This window comes from Aeromonas sp. FDAARGOS 1404 (genome assembly GCF_019047085.1).
GTDB lineage: Bacteria > Pseudomonadota > Gammaproteobacteria > Enterobacterales > Aeromonadaceae > Aeromonas > Aeromonas veronii.
Map to the genome: position 1 here is coordinate 3,410,906 of NZ_CP077237.1, position 22,913 is coordinate 3,433,818.

Here is a 22,913-nt window from a genome sequence, read left to right on the forward strand (position 1 = left end):
CGGTTTCCCCCAGCTTCTCTCGTGTCCCTGCAAAGTGCTCACTCCTGCCTAGTGATTAATGCTCTCCCCGATAGCTGGCATCTGTGCCGCACGCTGCTCTTTGTGGTAACGCTTGTGTTGGTACATGTCGGCATCGGCTCTGGCAAACGCGGCGGCAAAGTCGCCGCGATAGGGGGCCATCCCCATGCTGCACGAGATAGTGGGGGAGGCGCTGGCCAGCATGGCCGTCAGCCTGGCCATCGCCTGTTGCAGCTCGGTCGGTGTCAGAGTGGTGAGCAGCACAAACTCATCCCCGCCGAAGCGGGCAGCAATCACCCCCTGACCGAAGTGCTGGCGTATGCCATCTGCGATAAGGCGCAGGGCCTGATCACCCGCCAAATGGCCACTGCTATCATTGAGTTGCTTGAGATTGTCCATGTCGATCAGCAGCAGGGTGCCTTCCGGCTGCCCCTGCAGAGCGAGTTCGAATTGCTGGCGATTGGCGAGCCCGGTCAGCTGGTCGGTATTGGCCAGCTGATAGATGCGGCGGGACTGCTGATAGATGGTGATGGCGTGGCGAATATCCCGCGCCAGGATCGCCATCAGGTGGCTGTCGTAGCGGGTAAAGGCATTACGTTTGCTGCTGTCCATATTGATCATGCCGTAGAGCTGACCATCGATATGGATCGGGGTCGCCAGCGTGGCCTGGATGGGCAGGTCGGTGCAGTTGACCAGCAGCTCTCTGTCCTGTTCGGACAGGGGCATGGTGGCATTTATCTTCGACAGGTCGTTGATCAGCAGTGTTTTGTTGCAGCGCCCCTGAGTCAGCTTGTACTGAAAGGTGTGCTCCAGCGGCAGATTGATCCGCCGCAGTTTCACCAGATCCATGCCGATGGCCGCTTCATACCTCAACATGCCTGTGCTCGGCAGCAGCTTGATCAGGCAGCCCATCTCGGCCCCCGGGATCAACATCACGGCTCGTCTGAGCAGGTCCTCCAGAAAGGCCTCTTCGGTCTGGTATTGCGCCGAGTTGCGGGCCAGCTCGGCGGTGGTTTCGTTGATCTTGAGCGCCTCACTCAGATGCTGCCACTGGCGGTGCAGATGGTAGCGGTAGTGGCGATAGAGCCAGAAGGTGCAGATAAGGTAGCTCTGGACTAGCAAGGTGCTGGCAAGCGGCGCCCTTTGCCAGCCATTGAGGCTGTTGATAAGCCAGATCATCCCGGCCAGTGGCAAGGCATAAATCGTCAAACGAACAAATTTGTCGTATCTGGATAACCGGGTGCGTGAGGGCAATTCGCTGGGCATGAAGACACCTGCTGGCCATGCAAAGCGGCGATTATAAATTCATTAGTTGCGATACAGATGGGTCTTTTGTCGCATATTGTTCTTACTCATTGATTTTTCTAAATTTGGTGTGATGCAGATCAAAAAAATGGTGTGAGGTATCTGGTTGGAGGTGATGAGATTATGTCTGCATATCCGGCTGTTTTTTAAACATTAATTTCTTGAAAGTAGGTAATTGTCGGGGTTGGTAACTGGTGGGCTGGCAATGGTCCGATTTGCTTACTTATCAGAATTACCCTACAGTCAATCGGCGATTATTTATCGCCAGAAATAACGTTGTGACAAGGGCAAACCGATTGAAAAGTCGGGACGCAAAGCTTCCGGTCTAAGGGTCAAGACGACCTAGGATAGCGGGGCCACCACAGTAGAATGCAGGCTGCCTTTGCCAAGGGGTGGCCGTTTTTGTGTCACCTGTCGTGTTGCGTTGCCCTTTCGTTTTTCCAATAACGAAAAGGAAAGCAATATGCTAAGTCCAAAACCCGCACTGCTGGCCATGATGGTCGGTACCCTGCTCGCCTCCTCCGCCGCTTATGCGGCAGCTCCCGGCAAACCCGCTATCGGTTGGGGCCCCACCAAGTTTGCCATCGTCGAAGTCAGCCAGTCCGCGACCGCTTATAACGAGCTGGTCAAGGTGAAGGATGGCGCCGATGTGACCGTCACCTGGAATCTCTGGAACGGCGATATCGGCCAGAGTGCCAAGGTGCTGCTGGATGGTAAGGAAGTCTGGTCCGGTCCCTCTTCCGCCGCGGGTACCGCCACCTTCAAGGTGCACAAGGGGGGCCGCTATCAGATGCAGGTCGCGCTGTGCAACGGCGATGGCTGCACCCTGTCTGATGCCAAGGAGATCGTGGTCGCCGATACCGATGGCAGCCACCTCGCGCCGCTCAAGCCTGCCCTGCAGGAGAATAACAAACCCTATGTCAACAAGTCCGGCAAGGTGGTCGGTACCTACTATGTGGAGTGGGGGGTCTATGATCGCAACTTCAGCGTGGATAAGCTGCCGGCCCAGAACCTGACCCATATCCTCTATGGCTTCACCCCGATCTGTGGCGGTGATGGCCTCAACGACAGCCTCAAAGAGATTGCCGGCAGCTTCCAGGCGCTGCAACGTGCCTGTGCCGGGCGCAAGGATTTCCAGGTCGCCATTCACGATCCTTGGGCTGCGCTGCAAAAAGGGCAGGGGTCACTGGTCGCCTGGGATGAGCCCTACAAGGGCAACTTCGGCAATCTGATGGCCCTCAAACAGGCCTATCCGGACCTGAAGATCCTCCCCTCAGTCGGTGGCTGGACCCTCTCCGACCCCTTCTTCTTCATGCATGACAAGGCCAAGCGTGATGTGTTCGTCGCCTCGGTCAAAGAGTTCCTGCAGACCTGGAAGTTCTTCGACGGTGTCGATATCGACTATGAGTTCCCGGGCGGCGACGGTGCCAACCCCAATCTGGGGGACAAGACCAAAGATGGGGAAACCTATGTGCTGATCATGAAGGATCTGCGCGCCATGCTCGACGAGCTGGAGGCCGAGACCGGTCGCACCTATCAGCTCACCTCCGCCATCGGTGCCGGTTACGACAAGATTGAGGATGTGGATTACAAGGCTGCCCAGCAGTACATGGACCACCTCTTCGTGATGAGTTACGACTACAACGGTGCCTGGAGCAATACCTCCCTGGGTCATCAGGCCAACCTCTATCAGGCCACCAACGGCTCGGCCAACAAGCGCTACAACACTGATGCAGCGGTACAGCAACTGCTGGCGCAAGGGGTCGACTCCGGGAAGCTGGTGATCGGTGCCGCCGCCTACGGTCGCGGCTGGAAAGGGGTGAGCGGCTATCAGGGCAACGATCCCTTCACCGGCACCGCCACCGGCAAGATCAAGGGCACCTGGGAAGATGGCGTGCTGGATTATCGCCACATCGTCAACAGCCATATGGGCGCAGGCTGGGAGTACAACTACGACGAGACTGCCGAAGCGGCCACCCTGTTCAAGCCCTCCACCGGCGAGCTGATCACCTATGACGACGAGCGCTCGGTCAAGGCGAAAGGACAATACGTGCTGGCCAACAAGCTGGGCGGCCTCTTCTCCTGGGAGATCGATGCCGACAATGGCGACATCCTTAACGCCATGCATGAAGGTCTCGGTCACGGTGAAGGGGTCACTCCGCCAGCCAACAAGCCGCCGGTCGCCAACGCGGGCAGCGATGTGGCGGTGACCGGCCCGACCGAGGTGACGCTGAACGGCTCCGCCTCCCACGACCCGGAAAATGGCACCCTCACCTATAGCTGGAAGCAGGTCTCCGGCCCGCAGGCTGTCCTGCTAGATGCCACCCAGGCCAAGGCCCGTGTTGTACTCGATGCGGTGTCCGCCGACATCAATCTGGTGTTCGAGCTGACGGTGACCGATGACCATCAACTGACCGCCAGGGATCAGGTGGTGGTGACCAACAAGGCGCCGCAGCCCAACCTGCCTCCGGTGGTCACATTGCCTGCCAGCGTCAAGGTGGAAGCGGGCAAGCAGGTGAGCATCACCGCCAAGGCATCCGACCCCAATGGCGACGAGCTGATCTACCAGTGGCAAGTGCCTGCCGGTATCACGGCGACCGGCCAGAACAGCGCCACCCTGGTGGTCACCGGCCCGGCGGTGGATACCGAAACCGGTTATGACCTCTCTGTGACCGTCTCCGATGGCGCGCTCGATGCCAACGCGGCCACCCGTCTCACCGTCACGCCAGTCAACGAAGGCGGTGAGGGGGGCTCTTGCAGCACCACAGATCCGGAAGCGGCCAACGTTCCCGCATGGCAGGCCAGCAAGGTCTACAACGGCGGTGACAAGGTGAGCCATAACCAGCTGGTATGGCAGGCCAAGTACTGGACTCAGGGTAATGAGCCGAGCCGCGCCGCCGATCAGTGGGCGCTGGTGAGTCAGGTTTATCTGGGTTGGAACGCAGCCGTTGCCTACAACGGCGGGGATCTCACCAACCACAACGGCCGTCAGTGGAAGGCCAAGTGGTGGACTCAAGGCAATGAACCAGGCAAGCACGATGTCTGGCTGGATATCGGGGCAGCAAGCTGTAACTGAGGCCTCCTCACCAATGACGGGGCATGGCGACATGCCCCTCATTCCCGGTAGCAATATGAACGAGAACCCGACAATGACCACAAATGTGACCAGAATCGCAGCCCTCATCATGGCAACCCTGGCGGCTGGCCCCCTGTCTGCCACCACCTCACTCCTGATATTCAATGAGACGACACCGCAAAGCGATCTGGCGGGCAGTCTGGCTGCCAGAGTGCAGTTTGCCCAGAGCCAGATCCTGCCGTCCCATCCCAAAGAGGGGGATCGCCAACCCATCCTGACCAGCCTGCGCAAGAGCCTGCTGCTGGTGAAACCACTCCAGGCCGACGGGGTGACCCCCATGACGGTGGAGGCCCGTGACGGCAGCGACAAGCTGCTGGGCTCCCTGACCTTGTCGCCGCCATCAGCACTGCCCGAGACGGTTTACCACCTCGTGGGGGTTCCCGAAGGCGGAGTGAGCTTCGTCCCTGAGAGCGGCACCACTGCCATCATCAGCAGCAGTGCTGATTTGGCCAAACTGAGCGACAAGAGCGGCTCCTTCCTCAAGGACCGGCTGGCCGGGCGTGCGCTGGTGGAGATCCAGACCGCCGACGGCCGCTGGGTTCGGGATATCTACCTGCCCGTGAGCCCGGAGCTGGAGGGCAAGATGGTGCGGATCCGCTCCAGCGCCGGTTATAACTCGACGGCCTTCTATGGCGAGCGACAGGTGACCGTCTCCCGTGGCCAGACCCTGCAGTTCAAGTTTGCCAATGGGCAGTGGTTCCGCGAGGGGGAGCTGGAGAACAACCGCATCACCTATGCAGCGGATACCTGGAGCGGCGAGCTGCCTGCCGAGTGGATCCAGCCCGGACTGAACCTCTCCGTTCGTCAGGGCAATCTCAGTGGTGAACTGCGTGATATCAAAGTCGGCGCCCCCGGCGAGCTGCTGCTGCACACCATCGACATCGGCATGCTCACCACGCCACGGGATCGCTTTGCCTTTGCCAATGACAAGGAGGCCCATCGCGAATACTTCCAGACCATTCCGGCCAGCCGGTTGATCGTCAGTCAGTATGCACCGCTCTCCCTGCCTGAGGTGATGTTGCCCAATGGCACATTGCTGACCGACTTTGACCCAAGCGAAGGGGGCTGGCATGGCGGCACCATGCGTCAGCGCATCGGCAAGGAGCTTATCTCCCACGGTATCGACAATGCCAACTACGGCATCAACAGCAGTGCCGGTGAAGGGGAGGGAAGCCATCCCTTTGTGGTGGCCCAGCTGACGGCGCACAACAGCCGCGGCAAATATGCCAATGGGGTTCAGGTGCACGGTGGTTCCGGTGGTGGTGGCATCGTCACGCTGGATGATTCGCTGGGCAACGAGTTCAGCCACGAGGTGGGCCATAACTTCGGCCTTGGCCACTATGTGGATGGCTTCCGTGGCTCGGTTCACCGCAGTGCCGATCAGCTCAACTCCAGCTGGGGCTGGGACAGTGACAAACACCGTTTCATCCCCAACTTCTCGCCGACCCGCACCAATGAGGATGCCTGTCTGGATGGCCAGTGCCAGCCACCGTTCGATGGCCGCAAGTTTGGCCACGATGCGATGGCAGGCGGCCGCCCTCTCTCCGGCGCCAACCGTTTCACCCTCTATACCCCCAATTCGGCCGCCATCATCCAGCGTTTTCTGGAGAGCAAGGCGGTGTTCGATGCCAACTCGGCCACCGGCTTTAGCAAGTGGAACAGTGCGACGGCCAGGATGGAGCCCTATCAGCACACAATCGAGGGGATCGAGAAGGTCGATGCCCCCATGGATGCCCTGAGCGAGGCAGGACTGAGTGCCCTGCTGGCGGATTACGGCTTGGTCAGGGTCGCCATGTGGGATGGTCGCTGGACCCGTGATATCCGGGTGCCGATTGCCTCTGCGGACAACCGTGGGCGCAGTCTGACCATCGATCACGGGGCCGGTTACAACAGCCACCTCTTTATCAACGGCAAGGAGACCCTGGTGAGCAGGGGCTTCAAGAAGAGCTTCACCTCGGATGGCCTGAGCTGGGTGGAGGTCTCCCCCATCGATACCAAGGTTGCGCGCAAGCCCGAGCAGTTCGGCGTGCCGGTGACCACCCTGGTGGGCTATTACGATCCGCAAGGAGCCCTGCGCAGTTACATCTATCCGGCTCTGCACGGCGCCTATGGTTTCACCTACCCGGATGACAGCAACACCCTGTCCGGCAATGACTGCCAGTTGCAGGTGGAGACCCGCGATGGTCTGCAGCGCTTCAGGCTGGCCAATCACAGAGCGGCCAGTAGCGTCATGAACAAGTTCCACATCAACCTGCCCACCGCCAGCGAGCCAGGTCGCGCCACCATCCAGTGCCGTGGCCAGACACTGGTACAGCAGAGCTTGTTGCCACCGCAGCAGACCCTCTCCTTTACCGTCAACGGGCGGCCGCTGGAGCAGGGCGTGGTTGAGAACCTGCCTCCTGTGGTGACCGTACCGGCGCAGCTTGGCGGCATCGGCGGTGAGTGGCTGACCATCACTGCCGAGGCGAGGGATCCCGAGGGCGATGCGCTCAGCTACCGCTGGCACTTCCCGGCGGGCTGGCAGGCGGACGGCGAGACCAGTGCCAACCTGCGTCTGTTACCGCCAGTTGTCACCACCAGCGAGCAGCATGAGCTGAGTGTGAGCGTCTCGGACGGGGTACATCAGAGCGAAGGGCGCGTCGTGCTGACGCTGGAGCCCGTGGCCGACGGCTCTTGCAACACCACCGACCCGGAAGCGGCGAATGTTCCCGCATGGCAGGCCAGCAAGGTCTACAACGGTGGCGACAAGGTGAGCCACAACCAGCTGGTATGGCGTGCCAAGTATTGGACTCTGGGCAATGAACCGGGCCGCGTCGCCGATCAGTGGGCGCTGGCGAGTCAGGTTGAGCTGGGCTGGAGCGCTACCGTTGCCTACAACGGCGGTGAGCTGACCAACCACAACGGCCGTCAGTGGAAGGCCAAGTGGTGGACTCAAGGCAACGAGCCGGGCAAGCACGATGTCTGGCTGGATGTCGGGGCGGCAAGCTGCCCCTAGGTTGAGTCCATGATGAAGATGGCGGAGCCTGTTCAGGCGGGCTCCGCCTTTTGCCACAAAACCATAGAGAGCAACAATAATGAAAAAAAACCGCATCACCCTTCTGCTTGCCGGCATGATGCTGAGCGGCCACCTGTGGGCGGCCGAGGCATATGACATCAACAAATCCTATCCGGGCGGCAGCCAGGTCAATTACAACGGCCAGATTTTCGAGGCCAAGTGGTGGGTCAACCCGGGTCAGACTCCCGGCATGGCGGCCGCCAATGAGTGGGATACCCCGTGGAAGCTTGTTGGCGAAGGGGAAGTGACCCCGCCGGATACCGGTGGCGATGACAAGCCCAATCCGCCAACGCCTACCCCGCCGGATGGCAGCACCACCCCCGTCTATATGAGCCAGGCCGAGCTGGATGCCAAAGAGAAGGCGCTGACCGACTTCCCGGCGATGGAAGCGGTCAAGGCCTCCATCGCTACCCGGGACAATCTGGTGGTCGAGGCGGTGCAGCCGGGCCGTGCCGACAACCCGGGCAACGTCAAGCGGGTCGAAAGCCTGCTGAGCGAGAGCCAGTTCAACTACCTGTTCCCGCTACGCGCCCCCGAGTACACCTATCGTGGCCTGTTGCAGGCGGCGGCCAAGTTCCCGGCCCTGTGCAGCGACTACAGCGATGGCCGCGATGCTGACGCCATCTGCCGCAAGACGCTGGCAACTATGTTCGCCCACTTCGCCCAGGAGACCGGTGGCCATGAAAACTGGCGCCCGGAGGCCGAGTGGCGTCAGGCGCTGGTCTACGTGCGCGAGATGGGATGGAATGAGACCATGCGCGGCGGTTACAACGCCGAGTGCCGTCCCGATGTGTGGCAGGGTCAGCAGTGGCCGTGCGGTACGTTCGACAATGGCGAGTTCAAGAGCTACTTTGGCCGCGGTGCCAAGCAGCTCTCCTACAACTACAACTATGGCCCCTTCTCCGAGGCGATGTTCGGCACGGTGCGCACCCTGCTCGACCGCCCCGATCTGGTGGCCGACACCTGGCTGAACCTCGCCAGTGCGGTGTTCTTCTATACCTATCCGCAGCCGCCCAAGCCTTCCATGCTCCATGTCATCGATGGCACCTGGCAGCCGAATGACCATGACAAGCAGAACGGTCTGGTGCCGGGCTTCGGGGTCACTACCCAGATCATCAACGGCGGGGTGGAGTGCGGCGGTCCGGTCGAGCACGCCCAGTCCCAGAATCGCATCAACTACTACCGCGAGTTTGCCAACTACCTCGGAGTGGCGGTGCCATCCGACGAGGTGCTGGGTTGCAAGAATATGAAGGTGTTTGATGACAATGGCGCCGGTGCCTTGCCCATCTATTGGGAGCAGGACTGGAGCTATGTGGCAGAGAACCCCAACGGTGGCAAGAGCTATGCGTGCAAGCTGGTGGGCTACCAGACCCGTTTCAGCGCCTTCAAGGCAGGGGATTACAGCCGCTGCGTTCAGCACTTCTATCCGGAGGTGGTGATCGAGGATAACGGCGGTGGCACCAACCTGCCGCCGGTGGCCAATATCACTGGCCCGGCGCAGGCCGAAGGTGGCAGCAAGGTGACTCTCTCTGGCCAGCACTCTAGCGATCCGGAAGGCAAGCCGCTCTCCTATGCCTGGACTATCCCGGCTGGAGCCTCTGCCCCGGCACTGGATCAGGTCACTCTGGAGTTGACCCTGCCCAAGCCGGCCAGCGATACCAAGCTGGAGATCAAACTGACGGTCACAGATGAAGGTAATCTGAGCCGCAGCACCACCCATAGCCTGCTGGTGAAAGGAGAGGAGGGGGGCGTAACGCCGCCTGACTATCCGGCCTATAAAGAGGGGACTCCCTACAAGGCGGGCGAGCGGGTCAGCAACGGCGGTGCCAGCTACGAGTGCAAACCGCACCCCTACACCGGCTGGTGTGCAGGTGCTGCCTGGGCTTATGAGCCGGGCAAGGGTACGGCCTGGGCCGATGCCTGGATCAAGCTCTGAGCCGTTTCAGGGTTACAAGGCTTGCCGACAAGCCAGCGCACTATTCAGTGCAATGACAATCCGGAGCAATAAAAGATGGGGCCTGCGGGCCCCATTCTTGTTTGGTGGAGTTCAGGTTTGGCCGTGGAACATCTGGCCCGGACAGGACAGCGCCTCGAAAGGGCTGTGTGATGATGTGTGTTGTTTTTTTATTACATTTTCCGTGAAAGGCTTTCAGCAATTACTTGCCGTAGCGGAAGTAGTATTCACGGGTGGAGGGGGCATAGGCATCTTTCTCTACAGCGCCGTTCTTGGTAGTTGCACCGCGCAGGTGGAACAGGACTGCCAGATTCTCAAACATGGTTTACCTCATCGCTCTGTCATTTATGGTTATGGTATGTGACCTGGGTCACGGTTTGATCCTATGGTCATTTGTGAGCCAGATCAACTTTCTGTGTTGTAAATTTACAAAAATCATGGAAAGGGTTTTCAAATGCAATGCCCTTTATGGAAAGGCTTTCCCGAGGTGACGGGGGAGAAGCTGATGATCAGCCTGCAAAAGATGCCTGAGAGCGGGGGCGTTGCACGGGGAAAGAGGCTTGCTGCACGGCCTCTCCTTTATAGGTGCTTGAGCCGATTTATGACATAAAACAGAGAGATAGCACGCGTCTTGCTGGTAAAAACAGCGAACTGCTGCAATTTTGACTAAACGAATCAGTCGCGGTTATTTTAGGGTTGACAGCAAAGCGGGTGATGCCTATCATGCGCCTCCGTTGCCGGAGATAACTTCGTCAGCGCCGAGGTGAGTTGGGGTTATAGCTCAGCTGGGAGAGCGCTTGCATGGCATGCAAGAGGTCCGCGGTTCGATCCCGCGTAGCTCCACCAAATTCTCCTCGAACAATCTGGAATCAAAGGGGTTATAGCTCAGCTGGGAGAGCGCTTGCATGGCATGCAAGAGGTCCGCGGTTCGATCCCGCGTAGCTCCACCAGATTCTTGATTGACATGAAGTACCCAGGGCAGTGTGGTGTGTATCACCCAGGCCGACCTTTGTGGGGTTATAGCTCAGCTGGGAGAGCGCTTGCATGGCATGCAAGAGGTCCGCGGTTCGATCCCGCGTAGCTCCACCATTATTTAGGATGAATGGCTGCCAGAACCATTCATTCAGTACCGAATTTGGGGTTATAGCTCAGCTGGGAGAGCGCTTGCATGGCATGCAAGAGGTCCGCGGTTCGATCCCGCGTAGCTCCACCAAATTCAGAGTGACTGCCGGTCATTCACACAAATCGGGGTTATAGCTCAGCTGGGAGAGCGCTTGCATGGCATGCAAGAGGTCCGCGGTTCGATCCCGCGTAGCTCCACCAAATTCTTGTTACAAGAAGCAGTAAGGCCACCGCATCGCGGTGGCCTTTTTGTTTTCTCCATCATTTATTTTCTCCATACGTCCGCGCCTTTCATTTGTAAATCCAATGACCTGAATGAAAAAGCCCGCGAGACTCGCGGGCTTTGCTTGCACTATTCAAATTCGCTTGTGGTTAACGGCGACGTCGCCAAGCCAGCGGCAACAGGGCCAGCAGGCCGAGTCCCAGCGCACCGCCGCCTGAGGAGGTGTCCGGTTTGGTGGCATCGCTCTCCAGTCTCAGGTCGACGATGATGGGATCATGGTCGGAGGCACTGAAGGGGTTGTCAGACTTGAGCAATGTGCCGGTGTACTGGCTGCCGTATTCGAACAGGGAGCTCTCGAAGGAGTTGATGTGCCAGTCGGCGACACCTGCCACCTTGCTGGCCAGTGCCGGGTTGGCGAGGGCATAGTCCAGGGTGCCCAGCTCCCCGTCGTAGCTGTAGGAGATGGCTTTCTCCTTGTTGAATTTGACGTTGAGATCGATCAGGCCGTAGCTGCGAGTCACTTCGCGACCGAGCTGTTCATAGGACTGCTCACCGATAAAGGTGTGAGAGGCCGATACGATCTTCCGCTCGCTGGTAGCCGGGTTGTAGTCGGTCAGAACCCGGATCGGATCTTCCTTGGCGTAGGAGTTGAAGTCGCCAACCAGCAGCACCTGGCCCGGCAGTTTGCTGACCGCCTCACCCAGCACCTTGGCGGCAGAGACCCGGAACTCGGTGCACTTGCCCTGCAGATCGGCCGGTTCTGTCTTGCCATCGCCATTTTCGTAGCAGCCTGACCCCTTGGATTTGAGGTGGTTGACCACCAGCGTCAGCGGCTCCTTGCTCTTGGCGAGGGTGAAGGTCTGAACCAGCGAGTCGCGCTGACCGGCTGTCTTGGCCACACCACCAGTGGTGTAGCGCTGCTCCGGCAGCTTGATGACGCTGGCATCTCCGCTGGGGGTGAGCAGGGCAGGACGGTAGATCATCGCCACCATGATGGCGTCGCCGCCGAAGAACTTGCCATCGGTAAGGGCAGTGACCGGCAGACGCACATAGGCGTAGTGTTTGCTCGCATCCTTCTGCTGTTCGTTGAGGCGGGTCACCAGATTGTGGAGGGCCGAGTTATCCTCGAAGCCGTTGTTCTCCATCTCCATCAGGCCGAGCAGATCGGCATCCATTGCGGTAATGGCATTGACGATCTTGGTGCGCTGCTTCTCGAACTCGGGCTGGCTCTTGGCACCCCGGTTGCAACCTTTGGCGTTGTCGGCATCCGCCTGATCCTTGCACAGGATATTGAGTGCGCCGCCGATGCTGGAGTGACTGGTGAAGTAGTTGAGCACGTTGAAGCTGCCGATCCGCAGATCGCTGCCAGCGAGGCGAGCCGGCGCGTCTTGACGATCCTCTTCAGGGCTGCGCAGCAGGGCGCCGGCAGTCAGGGTGACATCGCTCGGTACCACCAGACGGAAGGCATCCTTGTTGTATACGATCACCCCCTCCAGCCCGGTCAGTTGATCACCGATACGCAGATATCCCTGATCGGCATCCCAGCTCGGGAACCAGGGCAGTACGCCATCCGGTGCTTTGTAATCAGACTCGACTACCAGACGGTTGCTGCCATTTTTGGTGGCTAGTGCGACAGCGTCCGCACTGTTGGCAACATGAAGTTGGGTCGGTTTGATCAGCGGGGTTTTGTGGGCCAACTCTACGTTGTTGCGATAGACCTTGTAGTCGAAGCCATAGTTGCGGGTCAGGTGCAGGTCACTGCTGCTGTCGAGACGTACCCGCATCCCTTCGTGGCGATTGAGCGCTTGAGCCAGCGTCTCCCCTTCATTGACCAGCAATACGCTGGTCGGCACATTCAGCCCTTGTGCGGTGACTTGCAGGCGGGCTTTGCTGGATTCGAAGGTGGGCTTGAGCTGGGTGCCGCCGTAGTACTCCTCGACCTTGGCTTCGAGGCAGAGTTCAGCCCCCGGTTTGATGTCTTTATATTTGGTCGCGAAGTCCTTGTCGTTCAGATAGACAAAGATGCCATCAGAGGTGGCCGGATTGCCATCGCCCACCGGGTCGGTCAGATAGAACCCCTTGGTCAGGCTTTGGCCCAGCGTCGTCACGATACCGCGAACGTTGAAGGTGCCTGTGCTGATTTTACCGGTCACATTGCCGTTCTTGTCGGTCACGGTCTGGGTGGCCAGCGCGCTGGCGGAGCCTGTGCCCTGAATGGTCGGGATGGGGGTGAGTTGAGCCGGATCGGACGGGCAGACAAATGCCGCATGGGCGCCTGAGGATGCAAGTGCCAGCCCCACGGCCAGCGACAGCAGGGTACGAGTACCTTTCATAGGTGTTCCTTTTTTATTTTTGCCAGTGATTCCATAGCCTTGGCTCGTTGACCAAGGGCGCGCATTGTCACATTTCTGGCATGTCATACCAGTGAGCCAACGCACATTAAATGAATCTGGGAAGGTGCGGGAAAGCGTTTTTATGATCCCAGTAACGATATGATTTTTTTTGATAATTCAATCAATTTTAACCCTGTGATCATGACGCTTTCGTGGCAGGGGATAATTCTCTTTGAGAATAAAGATTGAGGGGATCTTGTCGCCTTCCTATACTGGGTTCGTTCCTCACGGAACCCAGGTAAAGGGCAAACCGGCAGTGATGTCGGGGCGCAATGCTTCCGGTCTCGATCGTGGATCCAGATAGCGGGGTTTCCCTGGGTGAGGGGTGGTTTTTGTGGCAGGTCCATTGCCAGTTGTCTGCGCCCATCATGCAGGTTGCGATTGTTCTTTGCCTTGGTGACCAATGCCAAGACAAAACAAGGAAGATAACAATATGCAACAGCTCTTCAGACCCAGCAGGCTTGCCATGCTGGTCGCCCTTGCGGCTGCGCCCGCCTGGGCTCAGGCCGCTTATCCCGCCTATAAATCCGGTACTGCCTACAAGGCTGGCGATATCGTCAGCAACGTCGGTGCCCTCTACGAGTGCAAAGAATTCCCCTATTCAGGCTGGTGCGGGGCATCCCCCTATCACTATGAGCCGGGGGTAGGTGTGGTCTGGGCAGATGCCTGGAAGCCCTATGGTGGCGAGGTGCCTCCGCCTGCGCTCGGTGTGGCAGTCAGCTCACCGGCTGCTGGTGCCAGCTTCAACGAAGGTACCAGTGTGGCGCTGGCGGTGACCTTGAGCGGCCCGGTAACGGCCTTGGCCCGGGTGGAATATCTTGTCGACGGCAAGCTGGTCGCCACGGCGAGCGCCTCGCCCTGGAGTGCCAGCTGGAGCGCCGCCGGAGTGGGGGCCCATACCCTCAAAGCTCGTGCGCTGGATAAAGATGGCAAGGTGCTGAGCGAGGCGGATTCGCGCTTCAACGTCGCCGCCGTGGTGGCGCCAGAGGCGCCCAAGGTGAGCATTAGCAGCCCGGCCAGCGGCGCCAAGGTGACGCTGGGTCGCAGCGTGGCGGTGAGTGGCAACGTCACCGATGCCAACAACGATGTGGCCAAAGTCGAGCTCTATGTCGACGGCAAGAAGGTGGGCGAAGATACCACTGCCCCCTGGCAGGTGAACTGGACGCCGGATGCCAAAGGGAGTGCCGCCCTCAAGCTGGTGGCCACTGACAAGACCAATCTGAGCGGCGAGTCGGCGGCGGTGACCGTCAATGTCGAGGAGGCCGCGCTGCCGCCCACCGGTGGCAACCTCTTTTGTGACATTCGCCAGATCTATCGCCCGGATGGCTACGAGTGCATGGGGGATGACCATGCCCGCCGGGTTATCGGCTACTTCACCTCCTGGCGCACCGGCAAGAACGGCCTGCCTGCCTATCTGGTGAGCGATATTCCATGGAACAAGATCACCCACATCAACTACGCCTTCGCGGCGGTGGATGAGCAGAGCCACACCATCAAGGTGGACGATGCAGCCACCAAGATGACCTGGGATGGCGTGCCGGGTGCCGAGATGGATCCTGAATTCGCCTACAAGGGCCACTTCAACCTGCTGTCGAAGTACAAGAAGCAGTATCCGGACGTGAAGACCCTCATCTCGGTCGGGGGCTGGGCCGATACCCGCGGCTTCTACACCGCCACTACCAAGGGTGACTGCTCGGTCAATACTGCCGGTATCAACACCCTGGCTGACTCGGCGGTGAGTTTTATCCGCCAGTACGGTTTTGACGGGGTCGATATCGACTACGAATACCCCACCTCGATGAAAGATGCGGGCAACCCCAACGATTTCCCGCTCTCCAACCAGTGCCGGGCCAAGCTGTTTGCCAATTACGAGGTGTTGATGAAGACCTTGCGGGCGCGGCTCGACAACGCCGGTAACGAAGATGGCCGCAAGTATATGCTGACCATCGCCTCACCGGCCTCGGCCTATCTGCTGCGCGGGATGGAGAACTTCCAGGTCACCCAGTACCTCGATTACGTCAACCTGATGACCTATGACTTCCACGGTGCCTGGAACCACTTTGTCGGTCACAACGCGGCCCTGTTCGACAACAATGCCGACCCCGAGCTCTCCCACTGGGGCGTCTATACCCAGACCCAGTTTGGCGGTATCGGTTACCTCAACGCGGCCTGGTCTGCCCACTACTTCCGCGGTGCGCTGGCGGCTGGCAAGATCAACGTTGGCGTGCCCTATTACACCCGCGGTTGGCAGGGGGTGAGCGGTGGCAGTCATGGGCTGGGTGGCAAGGCAGCCCTGCCGAGCCAGAACGAGTGCCAGCCGGGCACAGGTGGCAGCACCATTCCGTGCGGCAATGGGGCGGTCGGCATCGACAACATCTGGCATGATCTCGACAAGAACGGCAAAGAGATCGGCGGTGGCGCCGTGCCCATGTGGCATGCCAAGAACCTGGAGCATGCGGCCAGCCTCGGCATCACCACATTGCCAAGTTATGGCACTGCCTGGGGTCTGGATCCCAACAATCCGGCTCACGTGATGCAGGGCAAGTATGTGCGTTACTACGATGACAAGGCCCACGCGCCCTGGCTGTGGAACGAAGAGAAGAAGGTGTTCCTCTCAACCGAAGATGAAGAGTCCATGGGCCACAAGCTCGACTACATCATCAAGCGCGGTCTGGGTGGCGTGATGTTCTGGGAGATGGCGGGTGATTACGCCTTCGATCCGGCCAAGAACGAGTACGGCATGGGCAGTACCCTGACCACCCTGGCTTATGAGAAGTTTGCCAAGGCAACTCCGTACAACACCAAGCAAAACGATCTGGCCGCGCCGAGCGCCCAGCTCGACATCCAGGTCAGCCTCTCCGGCTTCAAGGAAGGGGACTCCAACTATCCGATCAACCCGAAACTCAAGCTGGTCAACAAGTCGACCCAGACCATTCCGGGCGGCGCGCGCATCGAGTTTCTGGTGCCCACCTCTACCTCTGACACCATCACGGATCAGAGTGGCATGGGCCTGAAAGTGGTGGAGAGCGGTGGCAACGACAACTCGGAAGGTATTGCCAATGAGAAGGATTTCCACAAGGTCGCCATGAACCTGCCGGGTTGGCAGACTCTGGCGCCGGGGGCCGAGATTGAAGTCGCCATGACCTACTACCTGCCCGCTGCTGGCGTGCCGAGCGGTATGCGCATCATCAGCGGCAGCCAGACCATTGGTCTCAAGGCCGAGTTCCCGACCTTGCCGGAGGCTGTGCTGGGTTCGGGGGGCGGCGAGAATCCGGGCACCAGCTGCAGCAGCCAGAACGTCAATCCGGCGGCCTACAAGGCCTATCCGAGCTGGCCGCAGGGGGATCATGCCAATGGCGGCGATCGCATCACCCACAACAAGGTAGTGTGGCAAGCAAACTGGTGGACCAGCAGCGAGCCCAAGGCAACCGATGGCAGCTGGAAGTCTGTCTGTAGCTATTGATTTTAAAATCAATGAGATAAGTGAGGCTTCGGCCTCACTTTTTTTGTCTGGTTGGTCGCTCTGGTTGAAAATGCGCCTGCCTTTCCTGGCGGGCAGCCTCTATAATAGAGTCGATTAATAATCAGATGGATATCAGCGTATGGCGAGTATATTGGATTCCGTTGATCAACGAACTCAACTGGTGGGTGAAAACCGCCTCGAGTTGTTGATGTTTCGTCTCGGCACCCGTCAGATGTTCGCCATCAACGTCTTCAAGGTACGGGAAGTGGTCAAGTTGCCCCATCTGAGCAAGATGCCGGGCTCCCATCACAATATCAGCGGGGTGGCCAATATCCGCGGTACCTCGATCCCGGTGATCAACCTGCGTAGCGCCATCGGCATGCGTCCCATGCCCATCGACAGTGAATCCAACCTCATCATCACCGAGTACAACCGTACCATTCAGGGCTTTCTGGTGGGGCAGGTGGCCAATATCGTCAACATGACCTGGAAGGATATACTGCCGCCGCCGCGATCTGCCGGGCGTGCCAACTACCTCACTGCCATCACCCGCATTCCCGAAGATGGAGTGGATCAGATCGTCGAGATCATCGATGTAGAGAAGGTGTTGGCGGAGATCATCACCTATGACATCCGCATCTCCGAAGAGGTGCTGGATCGGGAGATCCTGCCCGAGATGCATGGCCGCAAAGTGCTGATCGTCGATGACTCCAGCACCGCGCGCAATCTGGTGCGCGAGACCCTGGGCCAGCTTGGACTTGAGGTGATCGAGTGTCAGGATGGCTTGCAGGCGCTGACCCTGCTCAAGGGGTGGTGCGATGCTGGCAAGAAGGTGACTGACGAGATCCTGCTGATGATCACCGATGCCGAAATGCCGGAGATGGACGGCTACCGCCTGACCCACGAGGTGCGCAGCGATCCGCGCATGTCTGACCTCTTTATCACCCTCAACACCTCCCTGAGCGGCAACTTCAACGAAGCCATGGTCAAGAAGGTGGGGTGCGACCGCTTTATCTCCAAATTCCAGCCCGACTTGCTGGTCGGCGTGGCCCAGGAGCGGCTGCGTCAGGTGCTGGAAAGCTGAGAAGTTGCCTGCAGGTTATGCTAAATCAATAACAACACATCCCGCTTCGGCGGGATGTGTTGTTATTGGGTATTGGCGATGGATTGGTTGAATCAAGGTGCCACGCAGAGATCGTCGACCGCTCAAAACATCCGATTTTGGCGGGATGTTTGGTTATGGGACATTGGCGATAGACGGCGGGCTTATTGGCTGAGCAGCGGCTCCATAAAGCGGGCGACTTTATCGCGGATTTGGGGCTGGGCCGCCGGGGTGGGATGAATACCATCGTTCATCATAAGTTCAGGGCGCAGCGCAATATCATCCATAAAGAAGGGCAGCAGCGGCAGATCGTTAGCCTGGGCCAACTCGGGAAAGATCTGTTCGAACTGGCGCAGATAGCGGGCACCGTAGTTGCGGGGTAGCTGGATTTGGGTCAACACCACACGGGTCTGCTGCTCCTTGGCGAGCGCGATCATGCTGGCCAGATTCTGGCGGGTAATGGTCGGTGCGAAGCCGCGCAAGCCATCGTTGCCCCCCAGTTCGATCAGCAGCCAGTCCGGCTTGTGCTCCTTCAGCAGAGCGGGCAGACGGGCCAGCGCCCCCTGGGTCGTTTCACCGCTGATGCTGGCATTGAGCAGGGTGTGTTTGCCCCCCTCCTCCTGCCATTTCTGGTTGAGCAGGGCGGGCCAGCTCTGCTCAACCTGCATCTGATAGCCGGCGCTCAGGCTATCTCCCAGCACCAGCAGGGTCTGGGCCTGAGCCGACGAGAGCAGGCTGCCGAGGCCAACGAACAAGACAAACAGAATACGCACCATCAATTCAACTCCCGCTATGGATTGTCATCAAGGGATTGGAACAAAGGATACAGAGCATGAGTTCAACCCCCATTATTGTCGTCAAGGGCCTCGGCAAATCGGTTCGCCTCGGCCAGGAAAGCCTCACCATCCTTGAAGGGATCGATCTGCAAGTCAATAGCGGCGAGACGGTGGCTCTGGTCGGTGCCTCCGGCTCTGGCAAGTCCACCCTGCTGGGATTGCTGGCCGGGCTCGATCTGCCGAGTCAGGGAGACATCGAAATCCTCGGCAAATCCCTTGGCGAGCTGGATGAAGAGGGGCGGGCCCGATTGCGCGCCGAGCAGATCGGCTTTGTGTTCCAGTCGTTCCTGCTGCTCCCGACCATGACGGCGCTGGAGAATGTGATGCTGCCCGTCGAGCTGCGCGGCGAGCGCGATTGCGAACCAAGAGCCCGCGAACTGCTGGCAGCGGTCGGGCTTGGCGAGCGGTTGCACCATCTGCCGCCACGGCTCTCCGGCGGTGAGCAGCAGCGGGTGGCCATCGCTCGTGCCTTTATGACCCGCCCCAGTCTGCTGCTGGCGGACGAGCCGACCGGCAACCTCGACAGCAAGACCGGCGAGAAGGTTATCGAGCTGCTGTTTGAACTCAATCGCAAGCACGGCACCACGCTATTGGTCGTGACTCATGACCATCAGCTGGCCGAACGCTGCCAGCGGCAACTGGTCATGACGGCGGGCAGACTGGATCGCGAGGTGGCCCATGGTGTGGTGTAACGGGGTGAGCTGCGGGTCAGGCGGGAGATGCAAGGGATGATGCAGTGGCGATTGGGATGGCGACTGCTGCGCCGGGAAGGTTTCAGCGGCGAGCTGCGCTGGTTTGTGCTGGCGCTAGCGCTTAGCGTGGCGTGTGTCTTGAGTGTGGCATTGGTGGCGGATCGGCTCGATGCCGGACTCAAGGCATCGGGCCGCGACTTTATCGGGGCGGATCGGGTGCTGCGTACTGCCGCCGCCCTGCCAGATGGTTGGCTGGAACGAGCGAAACAGGATGGCTTGGCGGTGCAGACCACCGTCAGCTTCAACAGCATGCTGTTTCACGGCGACGCCCTGCAGCTCGCCTCCATTCGGGCAGTGCCCGACGGTTTTCCCTTCTACGGCAAGCTCACTCTGGAACCTGCCCGTGCCCCTGCTCCCGGCGAGATCTGGCTCTCCGCCCGGGTGATGCAGCTGCTTAAGGCCAAAACGGGGGATGAGCTGGAGGTAGGCAATACGGTGCTCAAGGTGGCAGGCCTGCTTGGCGAGGAGCCGGATCAGGGCTTCAGCCCCTTCCTGCTGGCGCCGCGGGCGCTGATCCACAGTGCCGATATCGAGGCGACCGGTGCCCTGCTCCCCGGCAGCCGCCAGCAGTGGCGCTATCTGTTCAAGGGGCCGAGAGAGTCGCTGGCCCGTTACGAGCAATGGTTGTTGCCGCAATTGCAGGCCGGACAGAAGTGGATCAAACCGGATGACAGCGAATCCCAAGTGGGTCGCTCGCTGGCCAATGCCGAGCGTTTCTTCCGGCTTGCCTCGTTAAGCGGGGTGTTGCTGGGGGCGCTGGCGATGGGGATTGCGGTGCGCCACTTTGCCGAGCGCCAGACCAATATGGTGGCGCTGCTCAAGACGCTGGGGGCATCCCGTCGCTCGCTCTGGCAACTGATGGGAACCCTGCTGCTGTCGCTGACGCTGATCGGTGCGCTGCTGGGTCTGGTAGCGGGCACCGTCATGCAGTGGATCACCTTGCAACTGTTGGGGGACCTGCTGCCGCCGGATCTGCCACCCCCCTCCTGGCGCCCCTTTGCGCTGGGGGTGGCGGTAGCGCTCTTTATCACCCTGCTGCTCGCTTTTGTGCCCTTCTTGCGTCTGCTGAAGGTGCCACCGCTGCGGGTATTGCGCCGGGAGCTGGAGGCGGGTATTCCCCCCTGGCTGGCCCTGCCGGTCGGCCTGTTCGGGCTGTTTGCGCTGGTCTGGGGCTTTACCGCCGATGTGCGGCTGGCGCTGGGGCTGGTGGGGGGCATGGGCTTGCTGATGGGGCTGTTGGCCCTGCTGGCAGCCCTGATGTTGCGGCTGGGAGCGAGAGTGAGCGGGCCTCATGCCTTGCGGCTGGCGCTGGCCCACCTGTCGCGCGAGCGCAGCAGCGGCCTGTTTCAGCTGGCGGGCTTTGCGCTGGCATTGATGCTGTTTGGTCTGTTATGGGCGGCCCGGGTCGATCTGCTGGATGAGTTTTCGGCACGTTTTCCCGTCGATGCGCCCAACCGTTTTCTGGTCAATGTGGCCGAGAACGAGCGGGAGGGGATCCTGAGCGAGCTGGCGGCAGCCGGGGCCAACACCTCCGACTTCTACCCCATGGTGCGCGGCAGGCTGACCCATATCGCCGGTGAGGCGGTGGGCGAGGGGGCGAGTAGTGGTCGTGAAGGGGTCGATCGGGAGCTTAACTTCACTACCACGGCGACCCTGCCAATCGACAACAAGCTGGTGGCAGGGAAGTGGCTTGCCGGGCCCGGCGAGGTGTCGGTGGATAGCGAGCTGGCCAAGCGGCTCGATATCAAGTTGGGGGACATGCTCGCCTTTACCATCGAGGGGCGCAGCTTTGGCGCCAGGGTCACCAGTCTGCGCAGCATCAAGTGGGACAATATGCGCCCCAACTTCTACATGATCTTCTCCGAGGATCTGCTGGCACCCTTCTCCCGTACCTGGCTTGGCAGCTACCGGCTGCCCGAGGCGGGGCGCACTGCCGAGGTGGAGTTGATCCGCCGCCACCCCACTGTGAGTCTTATCGATGTGGATGACCTGATTGCGCGGCTCACTCAGGTATCGGAGCAGGTGAGCCGGGCACTGGCGCTGATGCTGGGGCTGGTGACAGTGGCCGCGCTGCTGGTGCTGCTGACCCAGACCCAGGCCAGCATGGCTCAGCGTCGGCGCGAGCTGTTGCTGATGCGTACCTTGGGCGCCAGCAGCGAACTACTGAAAAAGATGCTGCGTTGGGAGCTGGTGGCCAGTGGTGCGCTGGCGGGGCTCTGTGCCGCCATGGTGGTGGAGCTCTGCTCCTTTGGCCTGCAGTGGTGGTGGTTCGAGGGGCAGTGGCAGTTCCACTGGGCCATCTGGCTCGGCCTGCCGACGCTGGGGGCCTTGCTGGTGACGCTGGCGGGGCAGGGGATGCAGCGCCAGCTGCTGGCTGGCACCCTGAGCGATCGGCTGCGGGGTCTGGGCCAGGGGTTGTTGTAATCCCGCCAGCGCGAGCCGATGCACACAAGGCGCAATAGCGCAGCCACAATAAACAAGCAGCCCGGCCATTGGCCGGGCTGCTTGTTATGCGAGGTGCTGACGAGCGGACGCCGCGAGCGGGTGTGAGTTAGCGGGGCTCACGCAGCAGATTGGCGAGGGCGCTCGGCAGCTCAGGATAGCTGAAGTGAAAACCGGCCTGTTGCAGCCGTGCTGGTATCACCTTTTGTCCGGTCAGCAGCAGATCGGCCGCTTCACCCATCACCAGTTGCAGCAGGGGGGCGGGAACGAAAAAGAGGTGCGGGCGGTGCAACGTGGTGGCAAGGGTCTGGCTGAACTCCCGGTTGCTGACCGGATGGGGCGCAGTGCCGTTGAAGATGCCGCTGCACTCTTCGTGCTCCAGCAGGAACAGCATGGCGCGCACCAGATCCTGCACATGGATCCAGCTCATCATTTGGCTGCCCGATCCCATAGGGCCGCCGAGTCCGAGTCGGTAGGGGGGGAGCATTTTGGGCAGGGCGCCGCCATCCATGCCAAGCACCAGCCCGATCCGCACGATACAGACCCGGGTTTGGCGGCTCTGGGCCTCCTGCGCCAGGGTCTCCCACTGCTGGCAGAGCTGGTGGGTGAATTCGTCGTTGGGAGAGCGGCACTGCTCGTCCAGGGTTTCGGTGCCCTGTCTGCCATACCAGCCGATGGCGGAGGCGTTGATCAGCACCTTGGGCGGCGTGCTGGATAGCTTGATGAGATCCACCAGCTGCTCGGTCAGTAGCCAGCGGCTATCGCAGAGCAGCTGTTTGCGCGACTCGCTCCAGCGTCCGGCGGCGATAGGTTCACCGGCCAGATTGATCACCGCATCCACGTCATTGAGGTCATCAAGCCGGTCGAGGTTATCCAATACCTTGATATCGTGACCCAGCAGGGAGTAAGCGCGGCTCCCCTGCCTGCTCAATACCACGACCTCGTGATTGACCTTGAGATGGGCAACCAGCTTGCGGCCGATAAAGCCGGTCCCTCCGGTAATAAGAATCTTCATCGCTGCACGCTCCTGCTGCCGTTTGCTCTACTCTAATGGCGTCGTCCTCCTGCAACAAGTGGACGAGCTTGGCATGTGTTGTTCACTAGACTGGTTT

11 protein-coding genes, 5 tRNA genes and 2 riboswitches are annotated in these 22,913 nt (G+C 60.1%); of the genes, 12 read left to right on the plus strand and 4 right to left on the minus strand.

Annotated features, from left to right (window positions below; genetic code table 11):
- Positions 1-48 precede the first annotated feature (48 nt).
- On the minus strand, positions 49-1,284 hold the full coding sequence (locus I6L34_RS16025; RefSeq protein ID WP_216954974.1) for a sensor domain-containing diguanylate cyclase: 1,236 nt from the start codon (positions 1,282-1,284) through the stop codon (positions 49-51).
- Positions 1,285-1,599: 315 nt separating this feature from the next.
- A riboswitch (cyclic di-GMP riboswitch) is annotated at positions 1,600-1,687 on the plus strand.
- A gap of 99 nt (positions 1,688-1,786) precedes the next feature.
- Here I6L34_RS16025 and I6L34_RS16030 point away from each other — a divergent pair.
- The 8 genes from I6L34_RS16030 to I6L34_RS16065 all read left to right on the plus strand — a co-directional run bounded on the left by I6L34_RS16030 (position 1,787) and on the right by I6L34_RS16065 (position 10,791).
- Complete coding sequence (locus I6L34_RS16030; RefSeq protein WP_216954975.1) at positions 1,787-4,399, plus strand: glycosyl hydrolase family 18 protein; 2,613 nt, start codon at positions 1,787-1,789, stop codon at positions 4,397-4,399.
- Between the two features lie 73 nt (positions 4,400-4,472).
- Complete coding sequence (locus I6L34_RS16035; RefSeq protein ID WP_302054749.1) at positions 4,473-7,454, plus strand: M66 family metalloprotease; 2,982 nt, start codon at positions 4,473-4,475, stop codon at positions 7,452-7,454.
- Between the two features lie 79 nt (positions 7,455-7,533).
- Positions 7,534-9,450 (plus strand): glycoside hydrolase family 19 protein, encoded by a 1,917-nt coding sequence (locus I6L34_RS16040; protein ID WP_216954976.1) that lies wholly within the window; start codon positions 7,534-7,536, stop codon positions 9,448-9,450.
- Positions 9,451-10,238: 788 nt separating this feature from the next.
- A tRNA-Ala gene (locus tag I6L34_RS16045) sits at positions 10,239-10,314 on the plus strand.
- Positions 10,315-10,342: 28 nt separating this feature from the next.
- Positions 10,343-10,418 (plus strand) — tRNA-Ala (locus tag I6L34_RS16050).
- A 63-nt stretch (positions 10,419-10,481) separates the two neighbouring features.
- Positions 10,482-10,557, plus strand: a tRNA-Ala gene (locus I6L34_RS16055).
- 48 nt (positions 10,558-10,605) lie between these two features.
- Positions 10,606-10,681, plus strand: a tRNA-Ala gene (locus I6L34_RS16060).
- A 34-nt stretch (positions 10,682-10,715) separates the two neighbouring features.
- Positions 10,716-10,791, plus strand: a tRNA-Ala gene (locus I6L34_RS16065).
- Positions 10,792-10,962: 171 nt separating this feature from the next.
- On the opposite strand, the gene I6L34_RS16070 is transcribed toward I6L34_RS16065, so the two are convergent.
- Entirely contained in the window at positions 10,963-13,146 is a 2,184-nt protein-coding gene (locus tag I6L34_RS16070) for an ExeM/NucH family extracellular endonuclease (protein WP_216954977.1), read from the minus strand.
- Between the two features lie 294 nt (positions 13,147-13,440).
- Positions 13,441-13,523: riboswitch (cyclic di-GMP riboswitch) on the plus strand.
- Positions 13,524-13,672: 149 nt separating this feature from the next.
- Here I6L34_RS16070 and I6L34_RS16075 point away from each other — a divergent pair.
- Both I6L34_RS16075 and I6L34_RS16080 read left to right on the plus strand, forming a co-directional pair.
- Positions 13,673-16,669, plus strand: coding sequence for a glycosyl hydrolase family 18 protein (locus I6L34_RS16075; protein WP_216956934.1), 2,997 nt, complete (start codon positions 13,673-13,675; stop codon positions 16,667-16,669).
- A gap of 139 nt (positions 16,670-16,808) precedes the next feature.
- Positions 16,809-17,753, plus strand: a complete 945-nt coding sequence (locus I6L34_RS16080) for a chemotaxis protein CheV (RefSeq protein ID WP_005335238.1) — start codon at positions 16,809-16,811, stop codon at positions 17,751-17,753.
- 182 nt (positions 17,754-17,935) lie between these two features.
- Here the strand turns inward: I6L34_RS16080 and I6L34_RS16085 are convergent, their stop codons facing one another.
- Complete coding sequence (locus I6L34_RS16085; RefSeq protein WP_106842862.1) at positions 17,936-18,547, minus strand: arylesterase; 612 nt, start codon at positions 18,545-18,547, stop codon at positions 17,936-17,938.
- A gap of 56 nt (positions 18,548-18,603) precedes the next feature.
- On the opposite strand from I6L34_RS16085, the gene I6L34_RS16090 reads away from it, so the two are divergent.
- Together I6L34_RS16090 and I6L34_RS16095 are read left to right on the plus strand one after the other, a co-directional pair.
- Complete coding sequence (locus tag I6L34_RS16090; protein WP_216954978.1) at positions 18,604-19,299, plus strand: ABC transporter ATP-binding protein; 696 nt, start codon at positions 18,604-18,606, stop codon at positions 19,297-19,299.
- A gap of 36 nt (positions 19,300-19,335) precedes the next feature.
- A complete protein-coding gene (locus I6L34_RS16095) occupies positions 19,336-21,783 on the plus strand; it encodes an ABC transporter permease (protein WP_216954979.1) in 2,448 nt (815 codons plus the stop codon).
- A 127-nt stretch (positions 21,784-21,910) separates the two neighbouring features.
- Here the strand turns inward: I6L34_RS16095 and I6L34_RS16100 are convergent, their stop codons facing one another.
- Positions 21,911-22,816 carry a TIGR01777 family oxidoreductase gene (locus I6L34_RS16100; RefSeq protein ID WP_058059126.1) on the minus strand — a complete coding sequence of 302 codons (906 nt, stop codon included), beginning with the start codon at positions 22,814-22,816 and terminating at the stop codon, positions 21,911-21,913.
- Between the last annotated feature and the right edge of the window lie 97 nt (positions 22,817-22,913).